Source organism: Duganella fentianensis (assembly GCF_964031615.1).
GTDB lineage: Bacteria > Pseudomonadota > Gammaproteobacteria > Burkholderiales > Burkholderiaceae_D > Rugamonas > Rugamonas fentianensis_A.
This window is the reverse complement of the sequence record NZ_CAXIQN010000007.1, coordinates 1-19,381: the sequence shown is the minus strand read 5'-3', so window position 1 is coordinate 19,381 and position 19,381 is coordinate 1. Positions and strand designations below refer to the sequence as shown.

The window sequence follows — 19,381 nt, the reverse complement described above, 5'->3', positions numbered from 1 at the left end:
CTTTATGCGATTCGCAGTAGCGGGCGTCGACACGGTAAAATAGGGGATATTGAACCCGCAACGAGCAGCATATGACCATGGTAGTAGACCCAGCAGCCACCCCCGCCGCAACCGCTCCGGCTGCCTTGCCCACGGGGCCGGATTTTGTCCACCTGCGGGTGCACTCGGAGTATTCCATCGTTGATGGTCTGGTGCGTATTGACGATCTGGTGAGCACGGCGGCCAAGGATAAGCAGGCGGCGCTGGCCGTGACGGATCTGGCCAATATGTTCGGCATGGTGAAGTTCTACAAGGCGGCGCGCGGCAAGGGCATCAAGCCCGTGGTCGGGGTGGATTGCTGGATCAGCAACGACGAAAACCGCGACAAACCGTCCCGCCTGATGCTGTTTGCCAAGAACCGCATGGGCTATCTGCAGCTGTGCGAACTGCTGTCGAAAGCCTGGCTGACTAACCAGCACCGTGGCCGCGCCGAGATCCGCACAGAGTGGTTGCAGGAACTGACCCAGCAGAGTTATCCGCTGCTGCCAGATGATAATCCCGCCAATGGCCTGATTGCCTTGTCGGGCGCGCATTTTGGCGACATCGGCATGGCGATTGAAAACGGTAATCTGCCACTGGCCGAACAGCTGGCGCAGAAATGGGGCGCGATCTTCCCCGGCCATTTCTATATCGAAATTCAGCGTGCCGGCCAGCCCAATCAGGAATCGCAGGTGCGCCATTCGGTGGCGCTGGCTGCCAAACTGGGCCTGCCGGTGGTCGCCACCCATCCCGTGCAGTTCCTCAAGCAGGAAGAATTCATCGCGCACGAAGCCCGTACCTGTATCGCTGAAGGCGAGCTGCTGGCCAATGCCAAGCGGGTGCGCAAGTTCAATGAGCAGATGCGTTTCCTGTCGCAGGCAGAAATGCGCGAGCTGTTCGCCGACCTGCCGGCGGCTTTGCAGAACTCGGTGGAAATCGCCAAGCGCTGCAATCTGACGCTGACACTGGGCAAACCGCAGCTGCCGAATTTTCCCACGCCGGGCATGACCATCGACGAGTTTCTGGTGGCCGAAACCAAGAAGGGACTGGAGGAGCGTCTGCTGCATCTGTTCCCCGATCCCGTCAAGCGCGAGCAGGAACGTCCCCGCTACGAAGCGCGACTGGAGTTCGAGAACAACACCATCATCAAGATGAAGTTCCCCGGCTACTTCCTGATCGTGGCCGAGTTTATCCAGTGGGGTAAGAATAACGGTGTGCCGATCGGGCCGGGCCGGGGTTCGGGTGCCGGTTCGCTGGTGGCGTACGCGCTCAAGATTACCGATCTGGATCCGCTCAAATACAACCTGCTGTTCGAACGTTTCCTCAATCCGGAACGGGTATCCATGCCCGACTTCGATATCGACTTCTGTCAGGAAAAGCGCGAACTGGTGATCCAGCACGTGAAGGATCTGTATGGCCGCGATGCGGTGTCGCAGATCGCCACCTTCGGTACCATGGCGGCCAAAGGCGCGATCCGCGATGTGGGCCGCGTCATGGACTTCGGCTATAACTTCTGCGATGGCGTCTCCAAGCTGATTCCGTTCAAGCCGGGCAAGCCCGTTTCGATTGCCGATGCGATCGAAGAAGAACCGATGCTCAAGGAGCGCCAGCAGAACGAGGAAGAAGTGGCGCAGTTGCTGGATCTGGCGCAGCAGGTAGAAGGCATCACGCGTAACATCGGTATGCACGCCGGTGGTGTGCTGATCGCACCGGGCAAGCTGACCGACTTCTGCCCGCTGTACACCCAGTCCGGCGATACGGGTGTGGTGTCGCAATACGATAAGGACGACGTGGAAGCGGTCGGTCTGGTGAAGTTCGACTTCTTGGGTCTGACCACGCTGACGATTCTCGACCGCGCAGTGCGCTACATTAAAGATCTCGATCCGGCCGAGGCGGACTTCGATCTGGCCAGGCTGCCGCTGAATGACCGCCCATCCTACGAACTGCTGACCAAGGCCAAGACCGTGGCCGTGTTCCAGCTTGAATCGCGCGGTATGCAGGGCATGCTGAAAGATGCGCGGCCCGACCGTTTCGAGGACATTATTGCGCTGGTGGCGCTGTACCGTCCGGGCCCGATGGATCTGATTCCCGACTTCTGCAAACGTAAGCACGGCGAGAAGTTCGACTATCCCGATCCCCGTACCGAATCGATTCTGTCCGAAACCTACGGCATCATGGTGTATCAGGAGCAGGTGATGCAGATGGCGCAGATCGTCGGCGGCTACTCGCTGGGCGGTGCGGACATGCTGCGTCGTGCCATGGGTAAGAAAAAAGCCGAGGAGATGGCCGAGCACCGCGCCATTTTCCGCGCAGGTGCCGCCAAGGATGGCCTGTCGGAAGAAAAGGCCGACGAGATTTTCGACTTGATGGAAAAGTTCGCCGGCTACGGCTTCAACAAGTCGCACGCGGCCGCCTATGCGCTGCTGTCGTATCACACGGCCTATCTGAAAGCGCACCATCCGGCCGCCTTCATGGCAGCCAATATGTCGCTGGCCATGGACGATACGGAGAAGGTCAAGATTCTGGTGGAAGACGCCATCGATATCTGCGGCCTGACCATTTTGCCGCCCGATATCAACCACTCGGATTACCGCTTCACGCCGGAAGGCGAAGCGCCTTCCGTCACGGGCAAGAAAGTGACTCACATCCGCTATGGTCTGGGCGCCGTCAAAGGCTCGGGCCAGAACGCCATCGAAGCGATCATCGCGGCGCGCAAATCGGGTGGCCCGTTCACCAGCCTGTTCGATTTCTGCAAGCGCGTGGACAAGAAGCAGATCAATCGCCGCACCATCGAATCGCTGATCCGCTCGGGCGCGTTCGACTGCCTGCAGGTGGATCGCGCCGTGCTGCTGGCATCGGTCGGCTTCGCCATGGAATGCGCCGAACAGGAAGCCCGCGCCGCCAATCAGGTCAGCCTGTTCGGTGGTGACGATAGCGATCTGGTAGCACCGCCCGAATATGTGAAGACGGCACCGTTCACGGATCGCCAGAAGCTGGCCGAAGAAAAGATCGCGCTGGGCTTCTACCTGTCCGGCCACATGTTCGATTCGTTTGCGCCGGAAGCACGGCGCTTCTGCCGCACCAAGCTGTCCGAGCTGGAACCGTCGCGCGAGCCGCGCATGCTGTGCGGCGTGATCACGGGCGTGCGCCCGCAGATGACCCAGCGCGGCAAGATCCTGATCGTCACGCTGGATGACAAGACCTCGGTGGTGGAAGTCACCGTGTACAGCGAAGTGTTCGAAGAGAACAAGCACATGTTCCGCGAAGACGAATTCCTTGCCGTTGTCGGCAAGGTGTCGGAAGACCGTTTCAACGGCGGCTTGCGGATTTCGGCCGAACGGGTGTTCGACATCATCACTGCGCGCGTCAACTACGGCAAGCAGCTGGGCATGGCGCTGCCGGCCACGGTGGATGTGCGCAAGATGTCGGAGCTGCTGGCGCCGCACCGTCAGGCCGATGGCCTGCCCGTATCGCTGCGGGTGATGCCGCAAGGCGTGAGCTGCGTGCTGCAGCTGGGCGAAGGCTGGCGGGTAGCACCGTCGGACGAACTGCAGCTGGCCTTGCAGCAGGTGCTGGGTGCCAGCGAGGTGGCGATTGAATACTGATGCAGGGCGCGCGCACCGCGCTGCCTGCTAAGGTGCTACGGTGAGCTTGCCTGCAGCGGATGCTGCTGCGTTATTGCTGTCCGATGCGCTTGATCGCACTCTGGCAAATCCCCAGTCCAGCCATTGCTGGATCAATCTGATGGCGCAGATGCAGGAGTGCGCACACAGCGCGCCTCGCTCTATCGAACAGGTCATCGGATACATTCAGGCGCAGATGCCAAGGGACGGACTGGCGGGTTTTTATCGCGCCGCCTTGCTGGATATCGTGACGGGCGACTTTGCCTATGCCGGCCAGGCAGCTACCATACTGGCGCACCTGCAGCCGCGCGATCAGGACCGCATGGCCGCATTCTTCGACCTGTCGTGGCAGCGTGCCTTGCTGGGGGCGGTGGACCGGCCCGCCTTTGTCGATAATTTACAGCGCATGGGCATGCCTGCGCTGGCGCGCCAGATCGCCTATCCGGCCACACCTCAGGCCGGGCCTGTGGAGCGGCCCGCAGCAGTGCGCAAGGTTGCGCTGGTGGCACCCACGCTGCTGTCGCCGCAGCATCCGCCAAGTCGCATGGTGCTCGATCAGGCTGAAGTTCTGGCAAGCAGCGGAATCGAAGTAGCGGTCTACAGCTGTCAGGAAGCCATGCTGCCGGATGCGCTGCATCTGCTGGGCCAGAGCGCGGAACTGCCGGCGCTGACAGCGGATCTGCAAGCCTGCCGCACTGCCTTCCAGCCCTATGCAGCGCTGAGTGTATCGGATTCACGTTTCAGCCTGATGCGCCGCTGGCGGGACATGCTGCAGCTGATCGATGCCGCGCAGCCGGATCTGGTGATGCTGGTAGGCCTGCATTCCGGCCTGATCGAGTATCTGTATCAGCGCTATCCTGTACTGGGACTGGCCACTAATTCGGTGGCACCAATGGTGGCCAGCGATGTGTGGCTGACGGCGCAGCCGGCGCTGCACGCCAGTGTAAGCGATTACTGGCAGGCGGGCCAGCCGGCCAGCATGGCGTTCTATCACCCGTTCCGGGCGCGGCGTCGACACTGCGCAGCAGCGCTGGCGCGCCATACGCTGGGGCTACCCGAGCAGGCGGTGCTGATGCTTAGTATCGGCAATCGCCTGCCGCAACTGGTGCAGGGCCACTGGGCCGAGCAGGTGGCTGCATTGCTTAAGCGCTACCCCCGCCTGCACTGGCTCTTGCTGGGCGGGCGCGGCGAGTTACCGCCCGCTTTGCGCGGCGTGGCGCCCGAGCAGTTACATGTCTTGCCGCATACTGCGCAGGCGATGGAAATCATGGCCAGTTGCGACATCTATCTGAATCCGCCCATGATGGGCGGCGGACTGTCGGTCAGCGAGGCCATGTCACTGGGCTTGCCGGTGGCGAGTCTGGCGCATTCGGATGGCGGCGATAAGCTGGGCAGCGCTGCTGCGCCTGATGAAGCAGCCTATTTCGCCCGGCTGGAATGCTGGATCACCGATCCCGCTGCCCGCGTAGCGGCAGGCAGCCGCTTGCGCCAGCACTTTGCGCAGGCGCTTGATCTGGCAGCTTCCGGTCCCAGCCTGCTGGCCGCCTGCGAGCTGGCGCGTCAGCGCTATCTGCAGCGCTGCAGATAGCGCTGACGGCGTGCAGGCTCAGTTCGCCAGATGTTTCTTGAATTTGGCCGGTACGCCCACCATCAGTACGCTGGGGGCGACATCGGCCGTGACTACGGCACCGGCACCAATAAACGCCCCCTCGCCGATGCAGACGCGTTCGATCACGGTAGCGCCGATGCCGATGGTAACGCCGCGCGCAATACTGCATAGTCCGCCCACGTTGGCGCCCGGCTGGACGCGCGAGTAGGCGTCGATACGGGTGTCGTGGCCGATGGTGACGCCGCGATTGACGAACACCTGTTCGGCCAGCTGCGCGCCCGGGCCGATGGCGCTGTTAGCGCCGACAAACACACCGGCGCCCAGCTTCGCCATGGGGGAAACATAGGCGCTGGGGTGGATCAAGGTACAGAATTGCAGACCGAAACGCTGCTCAAGCAATGCTGCCAGTGTCGCCCGTGTCGGCGTAGTGGGGCCGAGCAGATATTGCTGGCCCGCTTGCGGGACAAACTGATCCAGCGTGACGATGGCGGGCGGGGTGGTGTAACTGGCTAGCGCTGCCACCCGCTCGGTCAGCGGTATGCTGCGCGCATCTTCCGGTTCGTCCAGATGGGTGACGATCTGGGCGATCTCCAGTCCCCGGGCCAGTGCGCAGTCGAAAATATCGGAAATGATATTGCTGGCGCCAAAGATGACCAGCCCGCTCATGCCGGCACCCGCAGTCCCAGCATAGTACGCACCTGGCCGGCGCTGGCCAGCGTGCGTCCCTGTGCTTGTGCCAGTGCTACGGCGCGCTGCACCAGCTGCGCATTGCTGGCCAGGGTAGTGCGCTCATCATCGAACCACAGATTATCTTCCAGACCGGTACGTACGCCATGGCCCATGGCGACACCGAGTGCTGTCGCGCGAGTCTGGTAGCGGCCTATCCCGGCCACCGACCATATCGAACCGGCAGGCAAGTCGTTGACCAGCATGCCCAGATGCAGCAGGGTAGCCTGCGCCGTGGCCGGATTGCCCAGCAGTAGATTGAAGTAGTAGGGCGGCTTGAGCAGGCCTTTGTCGATCAGGATGTGGGCAAAGTTCACCATGCCCAGATCGAACACTTCGAGTTCCGGCTTGATGTCGTTTTCCAGCATGATTTCGGCCAGCCGCATCACGCTGGCGGGCGCATTGACACTGGCATCGCGGGCAAAATTCATTGAAGCCAGAGTCAGGCTGGCCATGTCGGGTTTGGCGACACCTTGTAGCCGCAGGGCGCTGGCACGCTGCTCGATGTCGGCGGCGCGGCGGCCGCTGGTGGTAGCCGTGATGACGATCTCAGGCACGCGCTGGCGCACCGCGCTGATCAGTTCGCCCACAAGCTGGGGATCGTTGCTGGCATTGCCGGCGGCATCGCGTGCGTGCAGATGGACCATGCTGGCACCCAGCGCGGCACAGCGGGCAACATCGTTGCTGATTTCTTCTATGCTCAGGGGCAGCAGGGCAGAATCACTACGGGAGGGAACTAATCCGGTGGGAGCCAGATTGATAATCAGGGGCAAATTCATATTCTTTTTACAATCAGAAAAGGCGTGCAACTTCGCCAGGCGAAAGTTGCGGCCTAGATTGTAATGGAATATGGCGTCAGGCTAGCGCAAGTTTCTCGATGGAAACTTTTCGTCCAGGCTGGGCAGGCGGCATGAGTTGCCCCAGTGTGCCCGTGACCGTGTCGAAGCGGGGCGCATGCAGACCGTGGCGGATGTGGCTAGCCAGTTCCAGCAGGGTCTCGTAGCGCTTGCGTGCTTCCGAACGTTTTTTCGAGGCGATAGCGGCCAGATCGGGCGGCGCGATGGCGCTGCAGGGCAGGCGGTAATCACCATCCGTGCGCCGCGCTGCTTCCAGTTCCTGCCATAGCGCATCGTAGTCGGCGTGCACCTTGCCCTGACGGGTGGCGCTGCACACCACCCGGTTGGCATTGCTGACCAGCCGCAGTTCCACACAGCCGTAGTCGTAGCCGATCTGGCCCAGCAGCTTGACCATCAGGTTTTTCGGCCGCAGACCATGCAGTTCGCGCGTAGCGTCCTTGATCAGTTGCAGGCCCTGCTCACCTTGCGGTCCCTGCATGCAGCCTATGCCTAGCTGCATGCCGCGCGTGCCCTGCAGGAAGGAGAAGGCGCAGCTATACACCAGTGTTTCGCCCTGCAGCAGTTGTAAGACCAGTTCGCCCTCCCGTTCCAGCGGTTCAATGGCACGTAACTGGATGCGGTAGGGCAGCCCCGTCTTGCCCTGTATCTGGCCCAGCATTACGGGGGCGCGCGCTGCGCGTACCGTCAGCGCTCCCAGCCCCTGACGGAAAATGAAGCCATAATGCTGCTGCATCCGCTGGACCCGGCCCAGGCAGCAGGCTGTATTGCTCAGATAGGGACGGTAGATCTTGTAGAGCAGGCGGGGGCGCGCTCTGACCAGATCGAGAAACATGGGGTGGGAGTTAAGGAAGTCCAGCCAGGCGGCGGTGGCCTCGCGGTGCCATAGCCCCCGAGCGGAAAGTTTCACCGACTCGCGCAGCCGCTTCAGGCCGCGGAAACCGAGCACGCCGGAACGGAGGGAGATGGAGTTGGGCACTTGGAAACTTTCATTGCACTTTATTCAAGCCGGCATCATACGGGGCGTGTAACGCAATGTAAATTGGTGTAAAGACCTACGCTTTTCCCTTAATAATGGCGGTCGGCAAAAATCACCGCCTTACCATGCAAGACCTTTGATTTATAAGGGAAACACTTAGCTTAGAAAGGCCGTGATTATTGCTTTCAGAAAATGCATAATGCTACAAAACGATACAAAAGCTCCGTATGCATAAGGTCAGGCCCCGCTATCTGGAATTTCCGGCGTTTATCGCGCTGTATCTGCTGTTCGACTGGGCAACCTATGTCGATCCGCTATACGGCCTGAATATCACGCCGTGGAACCCCGACCCCGCGCTGGGGCTGGTGTTCTGGCTGCGCCATGGCTGGCTGGCCGCCCTGCCATGGTGCGTGGCGCTGATCAGCGGCGAACTGCTGGTGCGCGGCTTGCCGGCAGGCTGGTGCATGACGGCGCTCAGTTCGCTGTGGCTAACCGTGGGCTATGGCCTGCTAGGACTGATGCTGCGGCGCCAGTTCGGCGACGGCGGCGTGTTCGATAGCCGCGACCGGCTGTTCCGCTGGGTGCTGATCGTGCTGGTGGGCGTGTTGCTGAATGATCTAGGCTATATCGCCATTCTGTCGGCCGGCGGACTGATTCCGCTGGGGCAGTGGGGCGAAGCGGTGCTGCGTTTCGGCATCGGCGACGTGGTGGGAATACTGGTGTCGATGCCGCTGTTCTGGATGCTATCGAGTTCATCCGGCCGGCAGCGCCTGTTTGCGACGGTGTGGCGGGCCGAGACGCTGGCCTATCTGGGGCTGATGATAGGGGTGCTGTTTCTGGTGTTCGGCTCGATTGCCACCTCGGAATTCAAGCACTTCTATTTCCTGTTCCTGCCGGTGATCTGGGCAGCGTTCCGGCAGGGGCTGTATGGCACGGCGCTGATGGTGTTCACGCTACAGGCGGCGATCGGTGCGCTGGTGAAATGGAACCATGCGGTCGATATTGCCGTGCACGAGTTGCAGATGCTCGATGCGGTGCTGGCGCTGGTGGGTTTTTCCATCGGCATCGCGGTCGATGAATTGCGCAAAGCGTCGGACGAACTGAAACGTACGCTGCGGCTGGCGGCAGCTGGTGAAATGGCGGCGGCACTGGCGCACGAACTGAACCAGCCGCTGACGGCGCTGGCCGCCTACGGCAAGGCATGCGAATTGCTTCTGGAACGGGGCGAGGCGGGCGAGGTGATGAAGGGTGCGGTCCAGCGTATGATCGCCGAATCAGGTAGGGCGGCCGATGTGGTGCGCCGCCTGCGCGATTTTTTCCGTACCGGCGCGATCAAGCTGGAGTTGCTGGAAATGGATCAGGTGGTGGCTTCCGTGAGCCAGCAGTTTATCGGGCCTATGCGCGAGCAGGGAGTGGTGCTGACTATCCTGCCAGCGCCGCCGCTGGCAGTACAGGCTGACCGGCTGCAACTGGAGCTGGTGCTACGCAATCTGCTGGCCAATGCCATGGAAGCGGCGCAGGAACAGCCCGCTGGCCAGCGCCATGTGACGGTGTCAGTCAGTCGGGTGGCCAGCCAGCGCCGCACGGGACGGACCCGCCATGGCTGCATGCAGTTATCGGTGGAGGATAGTGGTAAGGGAATTTCGGCGGCGCAGGCGCTGCGCCTGTTCGAGCCTTTCGTTTCATCCAAGGCGAGCGGGCTGGGACTGGGGCTGGTGCTAAGCCGTGCCATGATGGAAGCGCATGGCGGTACGCTGTGGGCGGAAGTGGCGCAGCACGGGATTTTCCGTCTGGCCCTGCCGCTGGTTCGGGCGGACGAGCAGGACAATAGGCAGGTGAAGAATGCAACATGATCTGACAATTTTTATCGTCGATGACGATCCGGCGGTACGCGATGCACTGGGCTTGCTGCTCGGTGTACGCGGCTATCGCACGGCCATGTTCGCCAGTGGCGAAGCTTTTCTGCAGGCCTGGCAGGCGGACTGGCGTGGCTGTCTGCTGATCGATATCCGCATGTCCGGCATGGACGGGCTGGCACTGCAGCAGGAGCTGCTGAAGCGCGCCTGCCCGCTGCCCATGATTATCATGAGCGGCCATGGCGATGTCAGTATGGCGCGCGCGGCGTTCCGTGCCAACGCCGTGGATTTTCTGGAAAAGCCGTTTGATGATGGCAAGCTGATTGCCGCTATCGATGAAGCGCTGGAACTGGCGCGCAGCCACCATACGGCGCAGGAGCAGCGCGACCGCAGCGTGCATTTGCTGGGCGAACTGACTCCGCGCGAGCGCGAGGTGATGAAACTGGTGGTGACGGGACGGCATAATCGCGATATCGGCCCGGAACTGGGCATCAGCGTGCGCACGGTGGAAGTGCACAAAGCACGCCTGATGGCCAAGCTGGGCGTGGATAACGTGGCCGATCTGGTGCGTATCAGCTTGCTGGATCAGGATGGCTGAAAGCGCAGCCAAGGCAGCGCTCTACTGCTAGCCTAGCCTAGTCGGCGGCGGCAGCGCTGGCGTGTTCGCGCAGGCCGTGTACGGCCACGATGGTGTGGTCCTCGGCGCGCTGCAGCACTACCTTGCGGTTGCTGGTCTCCTGATCGCGCTGGTTTTCGCGGTGCCACAGATGGAATACCTCCGTGCTGAAGGCGCCATCCTTGCGCATCACCCCCGCATTAAACAGCCGGACCACCAGATCGGAATCTTCATGGCCCCAGCCGAGGAAGCTCTCGTCGAAGCCGTTGACCATCTCCAGATCGCTGCGCCAGACTCCCAGATTGCAGCTCTTGATGCGGCGCCACGTAAAGCGTTTGCTGGTGCGCCACAGATCGGGCCAGCTGAACAGCAGTTGCAGCACCTTGTTGGTATCGCCGCGCGCCCGCCAGCCGAGTTTTTCGCCCAGCGTCAGGCTTTGCAGATCGAGCCGCTGCTGTAGCGTGCGTTCGGTGGCGGCGGGGCTGAGTAGTATCCGGCTGCCCGATACCAGATAGCCGCGCTGCGCCAGTTTGCGGTGCTGGCTGATAAAATCGCGCTGCGGTACGCAATCGCCGTCGAGGAACACGATGTAGTCGCCACGGGCGTCCAGCGTACCCAGATTGCGCGCCCGGGCGGCACGGAAGCCCTGATCTTCCTGCCACACATGGCGCAGCGGCATGGGCGCGCGCGCCTGCAGCGCAGCGATGGCCTGCTGCGTGTTGTGGCCGGAGCCGTCATCAGCGATAATGATTTCGAAGTCCTGATCGTCCTGGGCGAAGCAGGCCTCGATGACGCAAGTTAAGGCATCAGGACGGTTATAGGTGGTGACGACGACGGAAATAGTGGGCGATGGCATATTGGAAACTGCGCGCACGAAGGGCAGTCCCGTCGCACCGCGTAAACATAAAAATGCATGAATAATAGCTCACCTCCGAATCGCGCCAGCACTGTCTTTATCCACAGCCTGATTTTCATGCTGCCATTTCTGGCGCTGATCAGCAGTTTTGGCGTGGGCCTGTGCAGTTTCGCCTTTCTGCTGGCGGCCATCTTCTGGCGCCGTCCGGCGCTGGCGGCCTTGCGCCCCCAACTGCCGGCCGTGCGTCCCGTGCTGATCGCGTTTGCGCTGGCCTTGCTGCTGGCCGTGCTGAATCTGTGCTTCAGCACCGGTGTGCTGCTGCGCGATATGGAAAAGCCCACCCGTATGCTGGCCGCCGCCAGCGTGATGCTGACGGTGCTGGCGTTGCGGCCGCAGCGGCGCGCCCTGTGGTGGGGGCTGATCGCCGGTTCCATCGCCGGCGCCTGCTTTATTGCCTACCAGCGCTGGGGGCTGGGCGTGGACCGGCCGGGCGGGCTGATTAACTCGATTACTTTTGGCGACATCGTGCTGTGTATGGGCCTGCTCTGTCTGGCCGGCATGCAGGACTTCCCCGCGCGCGCAGCCGTCTGGCCCGGACTAGGCGCACTGGCTGGCCTGTTCGGTTCCATCGCCTCCGGCACGCGCGGCGGCTGGATCGCCATCGTATTCGCACTGATCGTACTGCTGCGCTACAGCCATGTACTGCGCGGCCGCCTGCGCAAGGGACTGGCGCTGCTGGCGCTGGCGCTGATGGTGAGCGCCTTCTTCATTCCCCAGACGGGCGCGCGGGTGCGGGTCGATCAGGGCATCAACGATGTCGAACAATATCTGAATGGCGGCGAAACCTATACCAATGTGGGCATCCGCTTCGAGCTATGGCGCAGCGCTGTCCAGCTGATCCAGGCCCACCCTGTGCTGGGTTTGAATCCCGTCAGCGAACGTAGCGAACTGCAGGCTCTGGTGGCGCAGGGCCGCGTGCATCCGTATGTGCTGGACTTCCCCCATTATCACAACGATATTCTGCAGTCGCTGGTATTCGGTGGCATGCTCGGGCTGCTGGTGTGGGGCGCCACGCTGGTGGTGCCCATGCTGTTTTTCGTGCGCATGCTGAATTGTCCCGAGGCCAGCCGCAATGGCGCGTACGCGCCGGCACTGGCCGGGCTGTTGCTGGTATTGAGTTACTTTGCTTTCGGCCTGACCGAAGTGATTTTCTGGTCAGTGCGTAGCTGTATGTTCTACGCGCTGATGCTGTTTCTGTTGATAGGTCTGTGTCTGAATACGCAGACGCCGCCCGCGAGTGGAGAGAAGGCATGAGCCAACTGCGTACCCTGGTGATTTCGCCGAACTGGATAGGCGACGCCGTGATGGCCCAGCCGCTGCTGCAATTACTCAAGGCGGCCCATCCGGAGCGCCCCATCGACGTGCTGGCACCGCCCGCCGTATCACCCGTCTGGCGCCAGATGGTGGAAGTGGCCGAAGTGCTGGAGACGCCGTTCCGGCATGGCGCCTTGCAATTGAAGGAGCGCTGGAAGTATGCCCGCCTGCTGCGCCAGCGCGGTTATGCCGACGCTTACGTACTACCGAATACCATCAAGTACGCGCTGATCCCTTGGCTGGCCGGCATCCCGCAGCGGGTTGGCTACAAGGGCGAGAGCCGCTATGGCCTGGTCAATCTGATGCATCATGATGAAACGCCGCCACGGCCTATGGTGGCGTTCTATGCCGCGCTGGGCGCGCCGGTGATCGCGCAGCAGTCGCCAGCGCTGCGCGCTGCGCTGCCCAAGCCGCGCATGCAGGTCAGCAGCGAACAGCAGCAAGCCGTGTGCACGCGGCTGGGCATCGCTGCGGCGCAGCCCGTGCTGGCGCTGGCGCCGGGGGCAGAATTCGGCGGTGCCAAGCGCTGGCCGGCCAGCCATTTTGCCGGTCTGGCGCGTGCCGTGCTGGCGCAGCAGCCGGCGACGCAAGTCATTCTGCTCGGTTCACCGAAGGATAAGGAAGCCTGCAACGAAGTGGCGGCTGAACTAGTGGCTGCGCAGGCACAGGTATTCAATCTGGCTGGCGCCACCTCGCTGGCCGAGGCAATTGCCCTGATCGCCGCCAGCAGTGCGGTCGTGGCCAATGATTCCGGCCTGCTGCATATCGCTTCGGCGCTGAACCGTCCCGTGGTGGCCGTGTATGGCCCGACCGATCCCGATCATGCGCCACCGTTCTCCGATCTGGCCGCTTCGATTTCGCTACGCCTCGAATGCGCGCCATGCAAGCAGCGCGAATGCCCGCTCGGCCATCAGGACTGCATGGTCAAGCTGGCACCGGAACTGGTGTGGCAGCGTCTGCAGCCTATGCTGGCGGCGCGCTAGCATCGTCCACCCCGAGCAGCGCAAATGCTGCTTCGGCCACGGCTGGCGGCACCAGATGGCCGCCATCGAATTCCGCGTAATGCACCTGATAGCCTTCGTTGGCCAGCTGATGGGCCAGTGACTGGCCCCGTTCGACGGGTAGCACGGCATCGCCCGTGCCATGGCCGATGAAGATGCGCGGGCTGGCGCTGCGCGTATTGGGCAGCATGCAGCCGGGCGAGAAGGCCAGAATGTCGCTGAATAGTTCGCCATTCATCAGCCCCACCGAGAGGGCATACGAAGCGCCGTCGGAAAAACCGGCCAGCGTAATGGCATTGGCGGCGATTTCATGGCGCCGCATGACCCACATCAAGGACTGGTCGAGGAAGTCCATATCGGGGCCGTAGCCGCCACGAAACATATCCCAGCTCGTACCTAGGGCCTCCGGTATCAGCAGCAGTGCCTGCTCGCGTACCGCATAGCGCAGGGCGGCCGCATCGGCGCCGCCATGCTGGCCACGGGCGCCATGCAGTAGCACCAGCAGCGACAAGGCCTGACCGGTGGCGGGCGGAATGTAGAGCACGGCCTGACGCTGGGCGGGGAAAGCCAGCTTGTGTATGCCGGCAGGTAGCGCCAGCGCAGCACCGGCGCCGTTGTCATACAGCGAGGTACGGGCCTGCAGGCGGCCGTGGTGCACGGAAGTAGGGCTGCTCGGTACGGGACTGGTCATGGCGACTCCTGCACGATCACGGGGTTAATCCAGTGTAGCGGTTTTTGTCCGGCCGGGTGGATTGCGCTGACCCTGATAGGTTCGCGGCCGCCTAAATGTTTCCTTTTGCCACATTCAATAAAATTCCCAAAATAAACAATTATTGCCACAAGGAAGTTTTTAAAATACACTTTCATTGTAGCGTTTTTATTAAAAAACGTAATTTTGTTGATTTTTGAGAGTATTTTGTCCCGTCTATATAGTTCCGCCCTGCGCTTGGCAGCCTGCATGCTCGTGCTGGCGGCCGCCACCACGCTGACCGGCTGCGAGGGCCAGCGCCAGGCGCTGGCGGATGTGCTGGCGCCGCCCGATGCGGCCGTCATCGCCCAGCGTATCGAACTTGCCACAGAACGCGAGCAGAGCGCTGCTGCGGTGGAAATCGGCACCGTTTTTTTGCAGAAGCATGCTGATCCCGAGGGGCTGGTACATCGTGCGCTGGTTGGCGCCTATCTGGCTAGCGGCAATGCCATGCAGGCCGCACGGCATATGGAGCTGGCCGTGGCGGCAGGCGCAACGGCGGCGCCCAAGGCCGCTCCTGAAGCTAGCGCCACCCTTCCCGCTGCCGCAGCGCCGTTGCCGCCGGCCAGCATACAACAGAGCTCGCAAGGAATGAGCGTACAGGCCGGCGATGCGGCAGTCACGCTTGGCAAATAAACCTAGTTGTTCTATCCGGAGAATAAAGAAATGTTCATGAAGAAACTCGTCCTGCCTTGCCTGATCACTGCCCTGTGCGCGGGCTTGCCGGCATACGCAGAAACTGTGGAAGCCAAAGGTAGCTCGGAAGAAATCAGCATTCAGGAAAGCGGTAGCCTGCTCAAGGCGCGCAAGCTGGCCAAGAAAGCTGCAGATCGTGATGCCGTGATGGCGGCGCTGAAAAACCGCATGAATATCAGCAAGAACAATCCGGCCGTGCAGGAAGCGGTGGATGATCTGGTCAAGCAGCTGTCCGACAATCTGCAGACCAGCTACAGCACGGATGGCGATCTGGTGACGGCCAAGTCGGTGTTGAAGGCTGAAGCCAGCGAAGTGTATGAACTGGCACGTTCGATCGACGGGCTGATTTCCAGCAAGGCACTGGCCAAGATCGTGTTCATCATCGACGAATATTTCGGCGTAGGCACCATGCTGGAAGCGGGCCAGCCACTGAGCACGGAAATCAAATTCCATCAGGATAAGAGCAGTGCCTCTTCGTCCAGCAAGGCCGCCGCATCGGCTTCCTCCTCCAAGGACAGCATTGCCGTGGCAGCCAGTTCCAAGAGCGCAGTGGCCTCCAGCGATAGCGCTTCGATTTCGGCGCGCGACAAAGGCTCGTTCAGCGCCAGCGAGCAGCGCGGGGTGGCCGTGGCCGACCGTTACGGCAATTCCGGTGCAGCCGCCAGCGATAGCCGGGTAGCCGGTTCGCGTGATGCCAGTCTGGATGCCAGCCGCAAATCGTCGTATGCCGGTTCGCAGCAATCGAGCTTTGCCGGTGCAGCCAGCTCGGAACGGGCCGATGCCAGTTCCTCCAGCTCCGCTTCGGCCTCGAGCAAGAAGGATGTGACGGACTTCAGCTTCAAGCAGACCTTTGCCGGTATCGATAATGCCAAACCTTCCGACACCTCGGCGGCACTGATCGGCAAGGGGCTGGAAGAAGTGGCCAAGAAATTCGGCCTCGAATATGTGCCGGAAAAAGATATCCGCAGCGAGAAAGGTGTGCGCCTGCTGATCTCCGATATGGAGCGTCAGGGCAAGTTCGATACGATTACCCAGAAGGCAGCACGTCAGCCGTATATGGCTAACTACATCGTGTACGGTACGGCCGTGATGAACACCACCGGCAAGACGGCCAGTGGCGATGTGACCTGTTCCGGTGCACTGGGCCTGACTTCGTATAACGTGGGCACCAATTCCGGTCTGGTGTCGAAAAAGCTGACGCGCGAAGCACAAGGCAAGGTCGATCAGGAATGCCGTCAGCGCCTGGCTGCCGCACTGTCGGAAGATGCGGCGCAGGCCATCAGTCTGGCCGCCACCAAGGAGCTGCAGCTGAAAGCCGTGCAGGGCGAATCGTTCTATGTATTCCTGCATAGTGCCAAGAAAATCAAAGCCTCCATCATGCTGGCCTTCCCTGATCTGCTGAAGTCGATCAGCAAGGAGATGCAGGAAGATCCTAGCAAGGATCTGAGCTGGTCGGTCAAGGCCAAGGAAGGCTTTATCAACAAGCTGCGCGCGCTGGTGGCTCAGATCGCGGAAGAAAATCCCGATGCCAAGAATGCCCGCATCATCGTCAAAGGTGGGCAGATCGCGGTCAGTATTGACGGCTCGGCACCGAAAGGTTTCTGATATGGGGCGCCCTAGCTTGCGCAGTGCCGGCCTGCTGCTCTGCACGGCCTTCATGGCCAGTTCGGCCAGCGCGCTTGATTACTATGTCTATCCTATCCGTGAAATCGAAGGATTGAATCTGGAAGGCAAGGCACGTACGGCGCGACCGCTGATCGATAGCCGCATGTACAGCGTGTTCACGCGCGAGGTGCAGAAGAAGCTGCTGGGCGAGTTCGGCACAGCGCTGGCGTCAGCCTATCCTGCTTCCATCGTGCACGCCTCGCAGGTGCGCGATGTGAAGAAGGGCAGCTATGCCTATCTGAGCGAGGGCGTGGCCTGTGGACAGGGTAGCTTTGCCGTACCGGTGAATGCCGCCTATGCCATGGTGCTGGGCGTGACGCGCGCTTCGCTGTATGTGGTGGAGAAAGGTGCCAACGTCGAGCTGCTGATGCCCGTCACGCTGAATGTGCAGGCACTCAAAGCCGAGCGTTCCAAGCTGGCCTATGTGGCCAGCAGCACCCAGTACACCACGCTGGTGGTGAACAAGGCCGAACTGGGACAGAAGAGCACCGATGCTCTGCTGGCGCAGGCCGTGGTGGCGAATACGGAAAAGCAGATCCGGGCGCTGGTGACCGACGTGCGCGAGCATTTCAGCCCGCAGCAGAAGCCCGTGAAGCTGACCCACAAGGTGGGGGATTACTGGGTGACGGATCAGGGCTACGGCGTGGGCTTCGTAACGGGCGAAGATCTGGAAGCGAGCGATCCGGCCCGTCCCGAGCAGGATGCGCTGGTATTCAAGGTGATCAGCACCGACCAGCATTACACCGTGCTCAAGGCACTGAGCGGCGCGCCCCAGCTGAACGCCAGCTATCAGTTCGTGTTTTCCAGTCTGGGCAGCGATGGCAGCAAGCCGCGCGTGATGCCGGTCTACTCGGCTACGCCGGAAGGTCAGGCCGGCTATATCGCGGCGGATCTGTTCTCGAAAAATATCGGCTTCAGCGCACCCTTCACGCTGGCGCCGGTGGATATCAACTTTGCCGACACCATGGCTTCGGTGCGCCAGCAGGCCAATTGCGCGCCGTGGGATAAATATCCATCCTCCAAGCAGGTGTATGACAGCCGCAGCGACGCGCCCGACTTCTTTGTCCGCTTCGGCGTCTGGAACACGCCCGTGTTTGTGCAGACGGGGGCGGGCGGTGTGAATAGCGAAGAAAAGTTCGGCACGCTGGTAGCCGGTACGCTGGTGGATAAAGCCGGCAATGCCATCTTTTCGGAGCTGGGCAGCGACCAGTATGTGATCAAGCGCACTAGCGGCGCCGGGCTGGCGCTGGCTAGTGCCAAAGAGATCTCCAGCAAGAACGCGGTGGTGGATCTGAGCCAGCGCTTCCTCAAGAACGTGCGCTTCGACGTGCGCGACTATGTCATCAGCGAGGCCCGGCCGGGCCAGTTCATGGTACAGGGCTTGCAGCTGAACGAAGGGCAGGACATCACCTTCGACGTGCTGCATCCGCTGGGCGTGAAGCAGGGTGGCGCCGCAGTGCTGGTGAAGCTCGCAGCAGAGGCGGCCGATGCGCCGCCGCAGAGCAAGGGTAGCGGTACGCTGTTCTCCTACCGCAATCTCGATCCGCGCAATTACCCGGCCGTCAGCAATGGCGACATCTTCCGCGTGGTGGCCGCGTCGCGTGCCGGTGTGCCCGATCTGGCCAGCTGCGGACCGGTCAGCGGCGCTACCGGCAGCCTGAATGGCGACTTTCTCGGTGCCGTGATCGAGCACGCCGTAGGCCATGCCGCCAACTATAACCTGCAGATCAGCGATACCGCCTTCTTCAGTGCCGCCAACACGCTGCTGCATGACGGCTTCTACCAACTGCGTCTGACGCCACCGGCAGCGCCTGCAGCCTGCTACAAGGCGGGCTATGTGCTCAAGGCGGGCGAGCGCCAGTGCAATGCCGAAGGCTGCGGCGCCAAGCTGGTGCTGGGCCTGCGCGCCACCATACAGGGCAAGGCCGGCGTGCTGAAAGACGCCATGGCGGGCGAAAACATCCAGATTTCCGGTGCCCATGAAAGCCAGGTGGAGAACCTGGCTGGCTATCAGGCGCTGCAAAGCAGTAGCAACGTAGCATCCGAATTACTGAAACGGCTCAACGCCAAATAACCACAAAGGAAAGCACAGCATGAAGATCAAAACTCTGGTAATGGCCCTGTCGATCACTGGCGTACTGGCGGTTTCTGCCCCAGCTTCGGCCCAGTTCGGCGGCCTCGGTAGTGCACTGGGCGGCGGCAAATCGGAAGCCAAGGGCGACATCGACGGCCAGGTGAAATCCTTTATGGAGCAGAGTGGCACTACCTATAAACTGGTGTACAACTCGCTGAAAGCGGTGGAGGCAGCGTATGCGACGGCCGAGAAGGCCGCCAAGATTCAGGAAGAAGTGGCAGCCTTCAACAAGAGCACCGATCCGAAAGAGCAGCAGGCCAAGGCAGCCGAAGCGCTGAAGACGGATGGCGCGCTGGTAGCCGAGCTGGCCCAGAGTAAAACGGCGCAGGAAGACACCAAGAACCTGAGCAAGGACAAGCAGAAACTGCTGATGGCGGGAGTCAGCAACTTCACCATTGCAGCGCTGGGCGCCGGCAATCTGGGCAAGACCGGTGGCGACATCGTCAAGAGCGTTTCCAGCAACCCCATGAGCATGGGTAAAGTGATGCCGGTAAAAGATGCATTGCCGATTCTGGCCGACACTGTCAGCGTTTCCGGCAAGCTATTGCCTGCGCTGCTGAAAGTGATGAAAGGCGCGAACCTGTCCGTGCCGGAAGTGAAGGCCGAATCCAAGCCAGCCGACCTGA

At 61.6% G+C, this 19,381-nt stretch carries 15 protein-coding genes; 10 read left to right on the top strand and 5 right to left on the bottom strand.

All coding sequences use genetic code 11. The features are described 5' to 3' along the window. Positions 1–71 precede the first annotated feature (71 nt). Positions 72–3,623 carry a DNA polymerase III subunit alpha gene (gene dnaE / locus ABNT42_RS04320; protein ID WP_348694504.1) on the top strand — a complete coding sequence of 1,184 codons (3,552 nt, stop codon included), beginning with the start codon at positions 72–74 and terminating at the stop codon, positions 3,621–3,623. Positions 3,624–3,663: 40 nt separating this feature from the next. Then, on the top strand, positions 3,664–5,229 hold the full coding sequence (locus tag ABNT42_RS04315) for a glycosyltransferase (RefSeq protein WP_348694501.1): 1,566 nt from the start codon (positions 3,664–3,666) through the stop codon (positions 5,227–5,229). An 18-nt stretch (positions 5,230–5,247) separates the two neighbouring features. Here the strand turns inward: ABNT42_RS04315 and ABNT42_RS04310 are convergent, their stop codons facing one another. The 3 genes from ABNT42_RS04310 to ABNT42_RS04300 form a co-directional block, all read right to left on the bottom strand. Beyond that, entirely contained in the window at positions 5,248–5,916 is a 669-nt protein-coding gene (locus tag ABNT42_RS04310) for an acetyltransferase (RefSeq protein ID WP_348694498.1), read from the bottom strand. Next, a complete protein-coding gene (locus tag ABNT42_RS04305; protein ID WP_348694496.1) occupies positions 5,913–6,755 on the bottom strand; it encodes a 3-keto-5-aminohexanoate cleavage protein in 843 nt (280 codons plus the stop codon). The genes ABNT42_RS04310 and ABNT42_RS04305 overlap by 4 nt, the downstream gene beginning before the upstream one ends. Positions 6,756–6,831: 76 nt before the next feature. Further along, on the bottom strand, positions 6,832–7,809 hold the full coding sequence (locus ABNT42_RS04300; protein WP_348694494.1) for a VirK/YbjX family protein: 978 nt from the start codon (positions 7,807–7,809) through the stop codon (positions 6,832–6,834). Between the two features lie 227 nt (positions 7,810–8,036). Here ABNT42_RS04300 and ABNT42_RS04295 point away from each other — a divergent pair, with 227 nt between their 5' ends. Together ABNT42_RS04295 and ABNT42_RS04290 are read left to right on the top strand one after the other, a co-directional pair. After that, entirely contained in the window at positions 8,037–9,662 is a 1,626-nt protein-coding gene (locus tag ABNT42_RS04295) for an ATP-binding protein (RefSeq protein WP_348694491.1), read from the top strand. Then, on the top strand, positions 9,652–10,263 hold the full coding sequence (locus tag ABNT42_RS04290) for a response regulator (RefSeq protein ID WP_348694489.1): 612 nt from the start codon (positions 9,652–9,654) through the stop codon (positions 10,261–10,263). Before ABNT42_RS04295 ends, ABNT42_RS04290 begins: the two co-directional genes overlap by 11 nt. Positions 10,264–10,300: 37 nt before the next feature. On the opposite strand, the gene ABNT42_RS04285 is transcribed toward ABNT42_RS04290, so the two are convergent. Beyond that, entirely contained in the window at positions 10,301–11,137 is an 837-nt protein-coding gene (locus tag ABNT42_RS04285) for a glycosyltransferase family 2 protein (protein WP_348694486.1), read from the bottom strand. A 57-nt stretch (positions 11,138–11,194) separates the two neighbouring features. On the opposite strand from ABNT42_RS04285, the gene ABNT42_RS04280 reads away from it, so the two are divergent. Both ABNT42_RS04280 and waaF read left to right on the top strand, forming a co-directional pair. Continuing rightward, complete coding sequence (locus ABNT42_RS04280; RefSeq protein WP_348694484.1) at positions 11,195–12,451, top strand: O-antigen ligase family protein; 1,257 nt, start codon at positions 11,195–11,197, stop codon at positions 12,449–12,451. Then, the gene (waaF, locus tag ABNT42_RS04275) at positions 12,448–13,494 is read left to right on the top strand and encodes a lipopolysaccharide heptosyltransferase II (protein ID WP_348694481.1); all 1,047 of its coding nucleotides are present in this window, start codon (positions 12,448–12,450) and stop codon (positions 13,492–13,494) included. Before ABNT42_RS04280 ends, waaF begins: the two co-directional genes overlap by 4 nt. Here waaF and ABNT42_RS04270 read toward each other — a convergent pair. Then, a complete protein-coding gene (locus ABNT42_RS04270) occupies positions 13,475–14,203 on the bottom strand; it encodes a thioesterase (protein WP_348694478.1) in 729 nt (242 codons plus the stop codon). The two genes, waaF and ABNT42_RS04270, sit on opposite strands and share 20 nt — an antisense overlap. A gap of 225 nt (positions 14,204–14,428) precedes the next feature. Between ABNT42_RS04270 and ABNT42_RS04265 the strand changes: the two genes are divergently transcribed. From ABNT42_RS04265 to ABNT42_RS04250, 4 genes are all read left to right on the top strand, one after another. Next, positions 14,429–14,896, top strand: coding sequence for a hypothetical protein (locus tag ABNT42_RS04265; RefSeq protein WP_348694475.1), 468 nt, complete (start codon positions 14,429–14,431; stop codon positions 14,894–14,896). A 36-nt stretch (positions 14,897–14,932) separates the two neighbouring features. Further along, the gene (locus ABNT42_RS04260; RefSeq protein WP_348694472.1) at positions 14,933–16,561 is read left to right on the top strand and encodes a hypothetical protein; all 1,629 of its coding nucleotides are present in this window, start codon (positions 14,933–14,935) and stop codon (positions 16,559–16,561) included. 1 nt (position 16,562) lies between these two features. Further along, positions 16,563–18,695 (top strand): hypothetical protein, encoded by a 2,133-nt coding sequence (locus ABNT42_RS04255; RefSeq protein ID WP_348694469.1) that lies wholly within the window; start codon positions 16,563–16,565, stop codon positions 18,693–18,695. A gap of 19 nt (positions 18,696–18,714) precedes the next feature. Next, positions 18,715–19,381 (top strand): hypothetical protein (locus ABNT42_RS04250; protein ID WP_348694466.1); only part of this gene is annotated, 667 nt, incomplete at its 3' end.

What these genes read in the sequence shown, in the direction of transcription:
- dnaE (WP_348694504.1), top strand. Translation starts at nt 72, where the DNA reads ATGACCATGGTAGTAGACCCAGCAGCCACCCCCGCCGCAACCGCTCCG.
- ABNT42_RS04310 (WP_348694498.1), bottom strand. Translation starts at nt 5,916, where the DNA reads ATGAGCGGGCTGGTCATCTTTGGCGCCAGCAATATCATTTCCGATATT.
- ABNT42_RS04305 (WP_348694496.1), bottom strand. Translation starts at nt 6,755, where the DNA reads ATGAATTTGCCCCTGATTATCAATCTGGCTCCCACCGGATTAGTTCCC.
- ABNT42_RS04295 (WP_348694491.1), top strand. Translation starts at nt 8,037, where the DNA reads ATGCATAAGGTCAGGCCCCGCTATCTGGAATTTCCGGCGTTTATCGCG.
- ABNT42_RS04290 (WP_348694489.1), top strand. Translation starts at nt 9,652, where the DNA reads ATGCAACATGATCTGACAATTTTTATCGTCGATGACGATCCGGCGGTA.
- ABNT42_RS04285 (WP_348694486.1), bottom strand. Translation starts at nt 11,137, where the DNA reads ATGCCATCGCCCACTATTTCCGTCGTCGTCACCACCTATAACCGTCCT.
- ABNT42_RS04280 (WP_348694484.1), top strand. Translation starts at nt 11,195, where the DNA reads ATGAATAATAGCTCACCTCCGAATCGCGCCAGCACTGTCTTTATCCAC.
- waaF (WP_348694481.1), top strand. Translation starts at nt 12,448, where the DNA reads ATGAGCCAACTGCGTACCCTGGTGATTTCGCCGAACTGGATAGGCGAC.
- ABNT42_RS04270 (WP_348694478.1), bottom strand. Translation starts at nt 14,203, where the DNA reads ATGACCAGTCCCGTACCGAGCAGCCCTACTTCCGTGCACCACGGCCGC.
- ABNT42_RS04260 (WP_348694472.1), top strand. Translation starts at nt 14,933, where the DNA reads ATGAAGAAACTCGTCCTGCCTTGCCTGATCACTGCCCTGTGCGCGGGC.
- ABNT42_RS04255 (WP_348694469.1), top strand. Translation starts at nt 16,563, where the DNA reads ATGGGGCGCCCTAGCTTGCGCAGTGCCGGCCTGCTGCTCTGCACGGCC.